At 62.5% G+C, this 13,368-nt stretch carries 12 protein-coding genes; 8 read left to right on the top strand and 4 right to left on the bottom strand.

Annotated elements, in window-relative coordinates; genetic code table 11:
• The 4 genes from VNW74_RS31335 to VNW74_RS31320 form a co-directional block, all read left to right on the top strand.
• Positions 1–2,852, top strand: a 2,852-nt coding sequence (locus VNW74_RS31335; protein WP_325684201.1) for a thioesterase domain-containing protein, incomplete at its 5' end; no start/stop codon positions are given.
• A 54-nt stretch (positions 2,853–2,906) separates the two neighbouring features.
• Positions 2,907–5,177 (top strand): MMPL family transporter, encoded by a 2,271-nt coding sequence (locus VNW74_RS31330; protein WP_325684199.1) that lies wholly within the window; start codon positions 2,907–2,909, stop codon positions 5,175–5,177.
• 257 nt (positions 5,178–5,434) lie between these two features.
• Positions 5,435–5,845, top strand: a complete 411-nt coding sequence (locus VNW74_RS31325; protein WP_325684197.1) for a DoxX family protein — start codon at positions 5,435–5,437, stop codon at positions 5,843–5,845.
• Positions 5,846–6,265: 420 nt separating this feature from the next.
• Entirely contained in the window at positions 6,266–6,847 is a 582-nt protein-coding gene (locus VNW74_RS31320; protein WP_325684195.1) for a TetR/AcrR family transcriptional regulator, read from the top strand.
• 27 nt (positions 6,848–6,874) lie between these two features.
• On the opposite strand, the gene VNW74_RS31315 is transcribed toward VNW74_RS31320, so the two are convergent.
• The 4 genes from VNW74_RS31315 to VNW74_RS31300 form a co-directional block, all read right to left on the bottom strand.
• A complete protein-coding gene (locus tag VNW74_RS31315) occupies positions 6,875–7,228 on the bottom strand; it encodes a hypothetical protein (protein ID WP_325684193.1) in 354 nt (117 codons plus the stop codon).
• A 499-nt stretch (positions 7,229–7,727) separates the two neighbouring features.
• Positions 7,728–7,877, bottom strand: a complete 150-nt coding sequence (locus VNW74_RS31310; RefSeq protein WP_325684192.1) for a hypothetical protein — start codon at positions 7,875–7,877, stop codon at positions 7,728–7,730.
• Between the two features lie 110 nt (positions 7,878–7,987).
• The gene (locus tag VNW74_RS31305) at positions 7,988–8,143 is read right to left on the bottom strand and encodes a DUF6131 family protein (RefSeq protein ID WP_325684190.1); all 156 of its coding nucleotides are present in this window, start codon (positions 8,141–8,143) and stop codon (positions 7,988–7,990) included.
• 351 nt (positions 8,144–8,494) lie between these two features.
• A complete protein-coding gene (locus VNW74_RS31300) occupies positions 8,495–9,448 on the bottom strand; it encodes a LysR family transcriptional regulator (RefSeq protein WP_325684205.1) in 954 nt (317 codons plus the stop codon).
• 169 nt (positions 9,449–9,617) lie between these two features.
• Here VNW74_RS31300 and VNW74_RS31295 point away from each other — a divergent pair, with 169 nt between their 5' ends.
• From VNW74_RS31295 to VNW74_RS31280, 4 genes are all read left to right on the top strand, one after another.
• Positions 9,618–10,496 (top strand): SDR family NAD(P)-dependent oxidoreductase, encoded by an 879-nt coding sequence (locus VNW74_RS31295; protein WP_325684188.1) that lies wholly within the window; start codon positions 9,618–9,620, stop codon positions 10,494–10,496.
• A 2-nt stretch (positions 10,497–10,498) separates the two neighbouring features.
• Positions 10,499–11,635, top strand: a complete 1,137-nt coding sequence (locus VNW74_RS31290) for a sulfotransferase (protein ID WP_325684186.1) — start codon at positions 10,499–10,501, stop codon at positions 11,633–11,635.
• A 90-nt stretch (positions 11,636–11,725) separates the two neighbouring features.
• The gene (locus VNW74_RS31285) at positions 11,726–12,718 is read left to right on the top strand and encodes a hypothetical protein (RefSeq protein WP_325684203.1); all 993 of its coding nucleotides are present in this window, start codon (positions 11,726–11,728) and stop codon (positions 12,716–12,718) included.
• Positions 12,719–12,935: 217 nt separating this feature from the next.
• A partial coding sequence (locus tag VNW74_RS31280; protein ID WP_325684184.1) for an SDR family NAD(P)-dependent oxidoreductase occupies positions 12,936–13,368 on the top strand: 433 nt, incomplete at its 3' end.

Below are 13,368 nucleotides of genomic sequence, written 5' to 3'. Positions count from 1 at the left end.
CCTACGGCCCGACCGAGACCACTATCTGGGTCACGTGTGCGCCGCTGTCGGCGGGACAGCCGGTGGATATCGGCGCCCCGATCCCGGGGGTGTGCGCGCTGGTACTCGACGCGCGGCTGAACCCTGCACCGGTCGGGGTGGTGGGCGAGCTGTATCTGGGCGGGCCCGCATTGGCGCACGGCTATGTGGGCCGGGTGGAGTTGACCGCGGAGCGGTTCGTGGCCAACCCCTACGGGGACGCCGGGGCACGCATGTATCGCACCGGGGATTTGGTGCGCTGGACCCCGGCGGGCAGGCTGGACTATCTGGGCCGCGCCGATGCCCAGATCAAACTGCGCGGACAGCGCATCGAACTGGGTGAAATCGAAAACACCCTGCTGGCCTGCCCGCAAGTCACCCAGGCCGCCGCCAGTGTGCACCAGAGCGACACCGGCTCGGTTCTCGTCGCGTACATCACGCTCGAGCACACCGCCACAGCCGACCACGACGCCGACATCGTCGAACAATGGCAACACATCTACGACGACCTGTACGGCGCTGACGGAGTGTCGGGGTTCGGCATGGATTTTCGAGGCTGGAACAGCAGCTACACCGATGATCCGATTCCGCTCGAGGAGATGATGGAGTGGCGTTCGGCCACGGTGGATCGGATCATGGCACTGCGGCCACGGCGGGTGTTGGAGATCGGCGTGGGCCCGGGGCTATTGCTTGCGCACGTAGCCCCGGCGTGTGTCGAGTATTGGGGTACGGACTTCTCCGCGAAGGCGATTCAGGCCTTGCAGGCGGCGGTGGCTGCGCAGCCGTGGAGGGATCGGGTGCGGTTGCAGGTGCAGCCGGCGCATGTCAGCGAGGCGCTGCCGCCGGCCTACTTCGACACCATCATTCTCAACTCGGTGGTCCAGTACTTCCCCAGTGCGCGTTATCTGGCTGATGTCATCGACAGCGCTATCGGCCTGCTGGCACCGGGTGGGGCGTTGTTCGTCGGCGATGTGCGCAACCACAGCCTGCAGCGAGCGTTTCAAACTGGTGTCGCGATCGCCCACGCCACTGACACCGCCGACATCCGCCAGCGAGTCCACCGCGCCATGGTCAGCGAACCCGAATTATTGCTAGCCCCAGAGTTTTTCACCACCTGGGCCGCCGCGCACCCATCCGTGGCCGGACTCGACATTCAAGTCAAACGCGGATCGGCCGACAATGAACTGAACCGGTACCGCTACGACGCCACCATCCACACGACCCCCACCCCGGTACGGTCTATGGCCACCGCGCCCAGCTGGACGTGGACCCAATGCGCGGGCCTAGGTGGACTGCACGACCAGTTGGTATCCCAGCGTCCCGCCGCGATTCGCGTCGCCGCGATCCCGCGCACCGGGCTGATCACCGATGTTTGCGTCGAAGAGGCCCTGGCCGCGGGGCTACGGCTGGCCGATGCACTCGTCCAGGCCCCCGGGACCGCGACCCCCGACCAACTGCACCGCCTGGGCGAAACCACCGGATACCACGTTGCCGTGACCTGGGGCGCCCAGGGCGGCACACTCGACGCCGTCTTCACCGCCCCCACCGACCCTGGCCCCCTGACCGACGTTTACCTGCCCCCCGCCGGGGCCCAACAAGGCGTCAGCCACGCCAACGACCCCCAAACCGATACAAAGATCAGCGCGGTGCGTCAGCGATTGAGCGCAAGGTTGCCCGACTACATGGTGCCGACCCAGATCGTGGTGCTCGGCGAGTTCCCGTTGACCTCATCGGGCAAGATCGACCGAAAGGCCCTGCCGGCACCGGTATTTGGTGCAACCACCTTCCGGGCACCGCAGACCCAGACCGAAAAGGTCCTCGCCGGCATCTACGCCCGGGTGCTCGGGCTCGAGCGCGTCGGAGTCGACGACTCATTCTTCGACCTGGGCGGGAATTCGCTTTCAGCAATGCGAGCGATCGCCGCGATAAACCACGCCCTGGATACCCAACTGCCGGTGCGTATCCTGTTCGAAGCTCCATCCGTCAGTTGCCTGAGTCAGCAGTTGTGCGCAGATGTCGCTTCAGTCGAAATCGCTCCGGTTGAGACCCTCAAGCAAGGGACAGGCGCTCCGCTGTTCTGTTTTCATCCAGCTGGTGGGCTTGCCTGGCCATATCAGCCTCTAGGTAACTACTTGGACTGCCCCATCATTGGCATTCAACAAGCGCACGACGACGAGCCTGAATCAATTCGCGGCATGGCGACACGGTATGCAGACCGGCTTCAAGCGGTTCATCCAAGTGGGCCCTACAGCCTTCTCGGCTGGTCTCTTGGAGGTGTCATTGCGCACGAAGTCGCCATTGAGCTTTGTCGACGCGGATGCGAAGTTCCAAACCTCATTTTGCTCGATGCTGTGCCGGGTGGGAACAACAGCCTCACAAGAGAGCAAATATTCGGAGCTATCGGCGAGAGTTACGTGCTGGAACTAATGTTGGGATACCTTCATATAGGCAATCCAGAGCCGTCGGAACCTCTTATTTACGAACGCGTAGAGAAACTAATCCATAACCAAATCCCTCTTCCAATCGCACAACTCCGGACATTCTTGAAGTTCTTCATGCAGAACATGAAGAATGGCGTTTGGTATCAAGTGGAGCACGTTCCCGGGGTATTTGATGGCGATATGGACATATTTTACTCAACACAAAATGAGACCAGTTGGGATCTATCTCTACAGTGGCGCCCACATGTCACTGGCAAGATCACTAAGTACCCGGTCGACTGCGGGCATCTCGAGATGTTGTCTCCCGAGTCCATCACTATGTACGGCAAGCAACTCAAACTTTCATTAAACCTAGCTAAATCGGCCTCCCTAGCATTTCAGCAAACAACATAATTGCCGACTACTCCCTACGCTCGATACGCAACGCCGACCTGGCAGGAGGCACTGATGTTGGACAAAATCGCGCGGCTGGCCGTCTCGCGACCCAAAACCGTTGTTGCGGTGGCCCTCCTGATGCTGATCACCGCGTTGCCGTATGCCGGTCAAGCGGCCGACAGGCTCTCCGGCGGCGGATTCTGGAGTGAGTCGTCCGAATCAAAACATGCCGCAGCTCTGCTGGCGCAGCGATTCCACGCCGGCAAGCCGAACCTCGTGATCCTTGCGACCGACACCCGGGGCCGATCCATCGACGATCCGGATGCCGTCGCCGCCGGGCGGTCGATCACCCGCCAGCTCGCCGCCACTCCTGGTGTCGATGCCGTGATGTCGTACTGGGGTCCCGGTACGTCGGAGTTGTTGCGCAGCCGTAACGGCTCCCGGGCGCTGATCCTGGCCCACATCAAGGGAGATGAGCTTGATGTCACAAAGATCGCAAAGCACCTCATCCAGACCTTCCGCGATACCCGCAGCGGCCCTTTGAATATCGAGATGGGTGGCGAGTCGATAAGCTATCTGGACGTCACCAAAAAGATCACAGACGACCTCTCCCTGAGTGAAGCGCTCGCTCTGCCGGTGATCCTCCTGCTGCTGTTGTTGGTGTTCGGAAGTCTTGTCGCGGCCGGGCTGCCCCTCATCATCGGAATCTTCTCGATCGTCGGCACGCTTGGTCTGCTGACCGCGCTTACGCACTTCACCTCGGTGTCGAACTATGCGCTGAGTTTGACGACGGCGCTGGGCTTGGGCCTTGGGATCGACTACAGCTTGTTCATCGTGACCAGGTTCCGCGAAGAGCGTGCGGCCGGGCGCGACCTCGAATCCGCCATCGTCACCTGCGTGAGAACCGCTGGGCGCACCGTGCTGTTCTCGGCGGCAACCGTCACGCTGTCGATGTTGGCTATGCTCGCCTTCCCGATTATGTTCCTGCGCTCAACCGCCTACGCGTGCATCGGCGTCGTCACGCTCGCCGCTCTGTGTGCCGTCGTGGTGCTGCCGGCCGTGCTGAGTATCCTTGGCGCACGGGTCGAGTCGCTGGACGTTCGCCGTGCGATTCGACGTCTCATCCGGCGGCCAGCCCAAGCTGGCACAGTGGCAGTCGAGAACGGGTTGTGGTTCCGCAGCGCGCGACTGGTGATGCGACGGCCGGTGCTGTTTGCCGGCGCCGTCCTGATCCTCGTATCGATCTTGGGTATGCCATTCACCGGAATCCGCATCGGCTTTCCCGATGACCGCGCAATGCCGACGACGGTGGGAAGCCGGCGAGTGGGAGACACGATCCGCAACGAATTCCCGGCCCAGCCCACCGCGGCCATGGACGTGGTTCTCGACGGCCCGGTGGCGCCGGATCGGCTCGACGAATATGCGGCGGTACTATCGCGGCATCCGCATGTGGTAACAGTCACCACACCTTCGGCGAGTTATGCGGAAGGCCGACGAATCGCGGGAATGCCGGCGCCCCTTGCCAATGGCGCACACCTGACCGTGCTCCCCGATGTGGATCCCTACAGCGAAGACGCGGATCGGCTGCTCGAGCAGATCCGTCATACCCCAGCACCCGCAGCCGTCCTGGTTGGCGGACTCACCGCCGAAAACGTGGACACCAAGGACGCCTTGGTCGCACGTATTCCGCTGGCCGCCATGGTGATCGCGCTCACCATGTTTGCATTGCTGTTCGCCTTCACGGGCAGCGTCGTGCTACCGCTTAAAGCGCTGATACTCAACCTGATCAGCCTGTCGGCGACGCTTGGCGCCATGGTGTTCATATTTCAGGAGGGCCACCTGAAGTGGTTGGTCGGCGACTTCACCGCGATCGGGACTCTCGCCGCACCGATGCCGGTGGTCATGTTCTGTCTAACGTTCGGTCTGTCGATGGACTACGAGGTGTTCCTGCTGTCGCGAATCACCGAGGAATATCGCGTCCATGGCGACACCAACGCCGCGGTGATGTACGGGCTACAACGTGTCGGCCCCATCGTCACAGCGGCCGCACTCGTCATGTCGATCGTGTGCCTCGCGATGGCCGCGTCCCAGGTGTCGTTCATAAAGGCGTCCGGCGTTGGGATAACGCTAGCAATCCTGATTGATGCCACCCTAATCCGCGCAGTGCTCTTGCCCGCGGCGATGAGGCTACTGGGCAGCGCGAACTGGTGGGCACCAGCGCCGTTCCGTGCCTTGTGGTCGCGCACCGCGTCTGATAACGAAAGGCGCTTACCGGCAAGTACTCCCGATGCGTCCCCAGAGCAGACTCCGGCTGTTGCGAGCGTGGAAGGGAGTTCGATGTAGGAGCGCGGAATCGTTTGACGACAGTTTTGACGACAGTTGAGTCGCTCATTCGTGCGAGCTATTCGCGTTGGACCCCACACCGAAGCATGGCGCCATTACCGCTTTCGGTGAGTTGGCCCCCAAGAGCTTGTAGGGCGTCGCCCCTGCTGCCGCGAGGCTTGCCTTGAGCCCTAGCAATCTTTGCGCTACGCTACAGTAGCGTATCGATCAGTGAGCGGGTCTGTGACGCGAACATCAAACAGAAAGTAGGTAATGACATGGAAACAGTAACGACATCGTTGGAGGCCGGGCGATCGACTCGGTCAAGACGTATCGGCCTGGTCTGCACCGTGATCATGGTTGCCATGGCTGGAGTCGGCGGGGTGCTGGACCTGGCCCAGTTCGACTTCCCGCTGCAACGCGGGCTTGGGATGCCTTGGTTCGTTGGGATCATTCTTGGCGTCGCCAAGGTCCTAGCCGTTGCCACGTTTTTGACCCCTCGCGTTCCCACGCTTCGTGAGTGGGCCTACGCCGGTCTCACTTTTGAATTGCTGGGTGCGGCGGCTTGCCACATCCTCAGCCACGGTCCAGTCTTCTATGCAGTCCCGGCTCTCTTCGACTGGTCCTTTGTCCTCGCGTCCTATGTCCTGTGGCATCGGGCTCCACGCGATCCCGCGCGCCAACCATGACCACTCCTGTAGGACACCCGATTTCCTTGCGGACGCAGCCCAGATTATGGGCTGCGTCCGGTATGAGCGTCCCGTGGCGCTGACCGCAATATTTTGAGGGTGGCGCCGATACCGACGAGGTCTCGTTAGCGGCGAGTCTCACCGGGGTGGAGGAAACCAACGCTGCACCGCGGCAACCGAATCGTCGGGATCTGTGTTGAAACAGCACCTGCTCACGGCGCAAAACCTCGGGTCCACCGAACTCATGGATACGCCAAGCTCGGTTAAGCCGCGGTTGCACCAGCTGGTCATCCTGATCGAGCGTGTCTTGCAAGGCTGTCCTTCCGGTTATCGTTTAAATACGAAACGGTAGCGTTCTACAATACGACACCGTACCGTAGTTTTTTGCGGTTGGTAAAGAACCGGGAGACTCCAGGAGACATGGCGGAAGCAGCGCACCAGACAGCGAGTGACAAGCGCGTACAGCGTTCCAGGCAGGCCGTGCTGGCCGAGACCTACCGGCAGCTGACCGAGGGGGGTATCGGCGGAGTCAGTGTCGACGAGATCTCGCGCCGCTCGGGGGTGGCCAAAACCACCATCTATCGGCACTGGCCCTCGCGTAGCGCGCTCCTGCTCGACGCCTGTTCCCAGATCGGTGCCCCACAGCCAGTACCCGACACGGGCAGCCTCTCGGGTGACCTACGCGTGTTGACCGAGACCCTTGCCAACGAGCTGCGCACGGCAACCTGGCCTTCGATTCTTCCCTCGATCATCGACGCCGCCGAACGCGACCCCCAAGTCGCCGATATGCACGGTGCACTGCACCGCAACATGATGGCGCCCTTCACCACCGCGGTCGAACGCGCGCAGACACGCGGGGAGCTCACTTCGAGGCGGGCCAGCAGGGACATCGTCGCCGCGCTGGTGGGACCGCTGTTCTACCGTCGCTGGTTCTCAAAGGAGCCTCTCGATGAACAATTTGTCGAGCACGTCCTGCACGACCTGTCCTCCATCGTCGGCTGAACCACTCGACGCGGGAATCTGTCAGCACTATCGCCGCGACGCCACCAACCCGTCGAGTTGGTTGGCGGCTGTGGCGGCTCGCGCCGCCTCAATCAGCGCCGCGGCTAGCTGCTCCGACTGCTCGAGGGTGATCGGGCCATCGGACGTGTCGATGACGATCTCTCGGCGAATACGGCCGTCCACGTACTGAATGCCCTCGACACGGACCTCGATGTCAGCGGTCCAGGGCCGCGAGAAATTCTCACCGAGATCGAAGTCGATCACGCGGCGACTGGCGATGAACTGCCGGGAAGCATCCGGTCTGCCCGCGTCGGCCCACTCGGACACCTCATCCGCGCCGGCGGGGACCGGAAGGTGTGGGTACGGGTTGGTGGTGGTCATGGCCTTGTGCAACCTTTCGTGATCGTTGCTAGCGCGCTCGAGTCGGTGGTTCCGCCGTCGACGCAGACGCTCAGCCATACCTCCATGACGCGCCGACAAGCAGACCGATGACGACAATTCCGACGACAACCGTGACGACAATTGCTCGCTCAACAACTACCGCTACACCGTGGAATCGTCCCCATCGTGCCTGGTCACGGCGTCTGCTCGCTCTTGGCAGTGTGGGGGTCAGGGGTTCGAGTCCCCTTAGCTCCACAAATATAAACGCAGGTCGTGAGGCCTAAGTTTTCTCGACGCAGAATCCCGTCATGACTCGTCGTAGAACGCGCAGGTGGCCAGTCTCAAATCCGCCGGCGTAGCGACGGAAGCACCTCCACCTCGGTGTTGTACACGCTGAACGTGCCTGAGCGATGAAGTCATCCGCCTCTTCCAGGTGGGCAACGTCGCGTTCGCCGAGACGAACACCGTGAAGGCGATCGGCGACAATCAACTCAAACGCCTACAGTCGGAACAGGGCGCCGATGACCATCTCGTCGAGACGGGTCAGCAGCAGGAACACCTCCCACAGGCCACGGCCCCGGTCGTGCCCGATCGCAGCGACAATGACCCCACATGTCAGCGACGTCACTATCGCGGCTTCCAGGCTCACGGACCGGGACTTTACGCCGTTCCCTCCACGTGTCGGAGATCAGATCGGTCGGGCTACGTCGCCGCACAGGCGCTGCGCGGGCGTTGGGTCCGCTGAGCTGCCCGCGACGTCTAGAAGTAGTGGCGGCGACCACCGACAGCGCGTCCCGCTGCACCCATGACCGCCAGCACCAGACCGATGAGGAGCACGATGATTCCGATGGTCCAGAGGATCGAAATCTTGAGCAGGAATCCGGCGATTAGCAAGATGATTCCAAGGATGATCATGGCTGTGAGGCCTTTCTGTCCGCCCGACTGCCCACTAGGGAACCGGACCGGTCGAGCGGCTGCTCGACGCTGATCTCAGGCAAGTACCCCTAAGGCAGGGTTCCTATGCAAAAGGTGCGTAGCCTGCGGGCGACCACATACGGGAAGGCGAGCCCGATCGATCAACCCGTCGCTCAGCCGGGTGTCTCGAATCAGACACATTCGAGACAAGTCTCATCAGCTGATGCGGTCGATCGCAGCAGCCCCGGATAGTCGCCTAGATCCACGAGGGTGAGGCCGCTGAGATCTGGAGCGTCGGGGCCAGTCAGCCCCTTCGTCACGCGCCGACTGCAACGTCTGCGCCCCGGTAACTCATGGGACGCGGGGATTCCACGGTTGCTGTGACAGTAGCCGTGCGGGCCACAGCCCGGATTTGATCAGGCGTGCGGTCTCTTCGCGGAGTGTGTCTCCCACCTTTGTCACGAATTCGCGCGGCAGGTCCAACTGGGCAGTCGCTGCCACACCAAGGTGTTGGGTGAGAACGGGTTCTGTCAGCGGGGAGAAACGCAACCGGCCAGCGTCAATCTCGCGGCCGCATGCCGAGAGCGGAAGAACGGCGTAGACGCTGCCGGCCTCGACCAGGCTCTTGGTGACCTGGAGGGAGTCGGTCGTTGTCCGGTAGCCGATGTTGACTTTCGTTCGCAGCGCAGCGTTTTCGAGGGCATGCCCGATACCTATAGGCGAGCGCGGTATTACCAGCGGTAGCTCGACGAGTTCGGTGAACGTGACCGCGCTGCCTGAGGCCAGGGCCGACTTCGGCCCGCCCACCACCACCAGATCCTCGGCCAGCAGATCGCGGTAGAAGACCCGATCATCGGGCACCGGGTTGATCAGCGCCACATCCACCGAGCCCTTCAACATGGCCTCGACTAACTGATCCGTGCTCCCCACGGACACAGAGAAACTCGCGCTGGGGAACACCGTTGTCAGGCTGGCGATGAGCGGTGCCGCCAAGACTGCGACGGCTGTTTCCGGCATGCCCAGGAGCATCCCGCGATCAAGCCGCGCGAGTGGGGAGCCGATGTATTGGACGGCGAGTTCGAGCTGTCGCAGCGGGGCGGCCGTCGACGAGCGCAACCGCTCGCCTTCCTCAGTGAGCTGCACCCCACGGCGGGTTCGGTGAAAGAGGGTGACGCCAAGGTCCTCCTCGAGCAGTTGCACCTGACGACTAAGCGCCGGTTGAGCGATCCCCAGCATGCTCGCCGCACGAGTGATCGAGCCTTCCTCGGCAACTCGGAGGAAGTACTTCAGACGGTGCGTGTCCATCGAGGCCCAGATATACCAGACATCGAAAATCGGCATGACTGGTCGCCGCAATCGGCATTACCTGGTGCCGCCCGTGCGGCCATAGTGTCGCCATCGACGGGTGACGGTGCCGTGGGATGCCTTCTCGTTGTGGCTGGCTTCCGCCCCGTTCCACTGCGAGGAGACATCGATGACACTGCTCGACGACGACGAGGCCGCTATCAAGGCGCTCAATTTGGATCGGCTGCCCACCCACATTGTGGACAAGCGCCTCTCCGAGCTCGTTGACCTGACCGGCAAGAAGGCATTCGTGACGGGCGCTGGCGGCGACGGCCTCGGCCACGCGATCGCCAACCGCCTCGCCGGTTCCGGCGCCGATATCGCCTTGGTCGGCCGAACACTCGAGCCACTCGAGCGCCGGGCCAAAGAGGTCGCGCAGCGTTGGGAGGTCAACACCGTTCCGGTTCAAGCGGATATGTCGGATTGGGATCAGATACACCGGGCGGTGGGCCAAGCCCATCAGGCACTCGGCGGGCTGGACATCATGATCAACAATCCCGTTATGGTGGCCGCCGGGCCTTTCGAGAAGCACACCAAGGACGAGATTGATCTCACAGTGCTCGGGAGTCTCACCATGATGATGTACGGCGCACACGCCGCGCTGGAGTATCTGCTGCCGCAGGGTTCGGGAACGATAATCAACATCGGGTCGGTCGGCGGTCGCGTTCAGCAGCGCGGTCTGGTCGCCTACAACGCGTGCAAGTCCGGCGTCATCGGGTTCACCCGCAATCTCGCCCACGAGGTGGCGCCACGCGGTGTGAACGTGTTTTGCGTTGCCCCCGGCATCATGATCAAAGAGCAGATGAAGCAGTACCTCTTCGATCCGCAAAACGACCAACAACGTGCAGGTCGTGGCGCGATTATCGAATCGATCACCCACCAAGTTCAGCTCGGACGTGCGTCGCTGCCCGAGGAGGCCGCCAACATGGTCGCGTACTTGGCATCGGAGGCCGCGAGCTATATGTGCGGTCAGACCATCGACGTCGCCGGCGGTCAGTGGATGGGCTGATTATGGCTTCCCTCAACGATATTCAGCATGCTGCCGTCGCCCAGACGGGTCTGGACGACTTCGGGACCGACTTCTTCAGGGAGGGCCTGGAAGTTCTGCTCGCATCGCTGCGTGACGAGGCCCGACTCAATGCCCGGGGTGAGGCGTTCATTCATCAGCGCATCGTCGGGTATCTCAGTCAGCGACTTCAGGTGGAGGACTGGTATCGCCGGCACCCTGAAATCGACGACGAAGCGATCGAGGCGCCGCTGATCGGGCTGGGTCTGCCGCGCACCGGCTCGACGGCTCTGTCGATGCTGCTCGCCCAGGACCCAGACGTGCGGTATCTGCGACGGTGGGAGTCCTCGCAACCGTGCCCGCCACCGTCGACCGTGCAGGGCATTGATCCACGTATCCCGCCGGACAAAGGCGAGATGATCGGCACGCGTTACCACGTCCCCGCCGATACTCACGGGCCCATGGAATGCCACGAACTGATGGCACTGAGCTTCACGTCTCACCTGTTCCAGTCCTTCGCGCAGGTGCCGACGTACTCGGCCTGGCTGATCGAGAAGGCCGACCTGCGTTCCACACTGGAATACCAGCGCCGGGTGATGAAGCTGCTGCAATGGGGCGAACCGACCAAGCCATGGCGCCTGAAATGCCCGTCGCACGTGCTGTGGCTCGACCAGCTCGACGCGGTATTTCCCGACGCCAACTACGTCATGACACATCGCGATCCCACCGACGTCATCTTGTCGGTGGCCGAGCTCTACGCCGACATCATCGGATCGTTCACTGACGACATGGATCGGCCCTATATCGGCGGGCTCAACGTCGAACACTGGTCACTCGGTATGAAGAGGGCGGTGGCCTTTCGCAGCGGCGACGCCGAAAGCCGCTTCTACGACATCGACTTTCGTGCCATGCAGGTCGATCCGATCGGCGAGGTCACCGGGCTGTACGCCTGGCTGGACGAAACCGTCGGAGGTCAGTTCGAAGACCAGATGCGTAATTGGTGGACCCAGGCGGCCGCCGAACGGGAACCGAGCCAGCGCGCGGACCCCGTCGAATTCGGCATCGACATCGAGGCGGTCCGGCCGCTGTTCGCCGACTACGTAGAGCACGCCCATCGATGGACCACCCACCACACCGTCTGAAAGTCAGGAAAACGAATGGCAGTCGATTTGACCGGCGGTATCGATGCGTCCCGTGAGACCGTCTTCGCGCAGCGTCCCGACAACCCGGAAATGCGCGATTCGGTGAGCTTCTGGACCATGGATGATCGCGGCGAGCTCGGTCTGCCGCGCATCGGGGTTGAGGCCGTCTCGGCCAACTGGGATAACCACGAGATACAAGTCAACGTGGCCTTCCCGGACGGGCGGGTCTACCGGTTGCGCGGCAGTGGCGCGTCACACCCGGCTCAGGGGCCCGAGGGCAGGCCTACCGTCTTGGGAGCTGGCGGACTGGCATTCCGCTGTGTCGAACCGTTCGGCACCTGGACCATGACCTACGACGGCAAAGCTGTGCAGACGTCGTCGGCGGACCTCGTCGCCGGCACAAAGGACGGCCCACTCGTCGATGTCGCTTTCACCGTCGAGGCGAAGATGGCCGTCCCACCGTGGATTCAGGGCGCGCTTCAGCCCGACGCCCATGAACAGCTGAAGACCTCGATTGAGGGTGACCTGATGGGCGGCCCTCGCTACGAACAGCTGTTCCGTGCCAGCGGCTCGTTGACCATCGACGGTGGCGAAACCCAGGACTTCACCGGAAGTGGTCTGCGGATCCGCCGCCAAGGTATCCGCAAGCTCGCCGGATTCTGGGGCCACACCTGGCAGTCCGCGGTGTTCCCGAGTGGTAAGGCATTTGGCTACATCGCCTATCCGCCAAGGCCAGACGGGCAACCCACCTTCAACGAGGGCTACATCTTCACCGGCGACGGTCCACTCATCCCGGCGCGGGTGGTGGAGGCGCCCTGGTTGACTCGTCTGCAGGCGCTCGGTGAGGACGTGTCGTTGGTACTCGAAACCAGCGATGGCACAGTGCGTATCGACGGTGAAACGGTGTTCTCCACTCACGACATCCACCACGACGACGACACCTACTCCATAAACGTGCTGAAAAAGGAAATGCCCAGCTTCCCGGCGTTGCAGCAAGCCGGTGTGCGCTACGCCTGGGACGGCGAGGAAACCTACGGAATGTTGGAGCGTTCCAACCCGCTCGACAAAATCACCCGTGACTAGCCCCGGCCACTTAGCCGTCACAAGAAGACTGAAGGGCTAGCGATATGGCCGACGCTGGTCGATCGCATCGGCCGCCACCGCGAACTCGGGGAGTCCGCCGTGGCGAGATCGATATCTGGCCGCAGCCGCAACCAGTGGTGCGACAACGCCGCACACATCGGTGCAGAAGTCATCGCCAAACTCTGAAAAGGTCTGTACCGCAAGGAGAATTGATCAGATGTCCGAACGTTTGATCGACAAAGTGGCCCTGGTTACCGGCGCGGCACGAGGCCAGGGCAGAGCCCACGCCGTGCGGCTGAGCGCCGAAGGCGCCGACGTCATCCTCATCGACGTCGCCGGGCCGCTGCCGGCCAGCGTGCCCTACGACTCCCCAACACCGGACGATCTTGCCGAAACGGCGCGCCTGGTCACCGAAAACGGACGCCGCGCCATCTCGGCAGCGGTTGACACCCGCGACCTCGAGTCGCTGCGTGCTGCGGTCGACCATGGCGTCGTCGAGCTTGGCCGCCTCGACGTCATCGTCGCCAACGCCGGAATCTGCTGCCCCGCAACGTGGGACCAGATCAGCGCACAAGATTTCCAAGACACCATCGACACCAACGTCGTCGGCACCTGGAACACCGTCATGGCCGGAACACACCACATCATCG

The organism is Mycobacterium sp., from assembly GCF_035570115.1.
Lineage (GTDB): Bacteria > Actinomycetota > Actinomycetes > Mycobacteriales > Mycobacteriaceae > Mycobacterium.
Note: the sequence above shows the minus strand (reverse complement) of the source record. Positions and strands in the feature narration are given on the sequence as shown.

What these genes read in the sequence shown, in the direction of transcription:
- VNW74_RS31300 (WP_325684205.1), bottom strand. Translation starts at nt 9,448, where the DNA reads ATGGACACGCACCGTCTGAAGTACTTCCTCCGAGTTGCCGAGGAAGGC.
- VNW74_RS31315 (WP_325684193.1), bottom strand. Translation starts at nt 7,228, where the DNA reads ATGACCACCACCAACCCGTACCCACACCTTCCGGTCCCCGCCGGCGCG.
- VNW74_RS31305 (WP_325684190.1), bottom strand. Translation starts at nt 8,143, where the DNA reads ATGATCATCCTTGGAATCATCTTGCTAATCGCCGGATTCCTGCTCAAG.
- VNW74_RS31285 (WP_325684203.1), top strand. Translation starts at nt 11,726, where the DNA reads ATGCGCGATTCGGTGAGCTTCTGGACCATGGATGATCGCGGCGAGCTC.
- VNW74_RS31330 (WP_325684199.1), top strand. Translation starts at nt 2,907, where the DNA reads ATGTTGGACAAAATCGCGCGGCTGGCCGTCTCGCGACCCAAAACCGTT.
- VNW74_RS31325 (WP_325684197.1), top strand. Translation starts at nt 5,435, where the DNA reads ATGGAAACAGTAACGACATCGTTGGAGGCCGGGCGATCGACTCGGTCA.
- VNW74_RS31320 (WP_325684195.1), top strand. Translation starts at nt 6,266, where the DNA reads ATGGCGGAAGCAGCGCACCAGACAGCGAGTGACAAGCGCGTACAGCGT.
- VNW74_RS31295 (WP_325684188.1), top strand. Translation starts at nt 9,618, where the DNA reads ATGACACTGCTCGACGACGACGAGGCCGCTATCAAGGCGCTCAATTTG.
- VNW74_RS31290 (WP_325684186.1), top strand. Translation starts at nt 10,499, where the DNA reads ATGGCTTCCCTCAACGATATTCAGCATGCTGCCGTCGCCCAGACGGGT.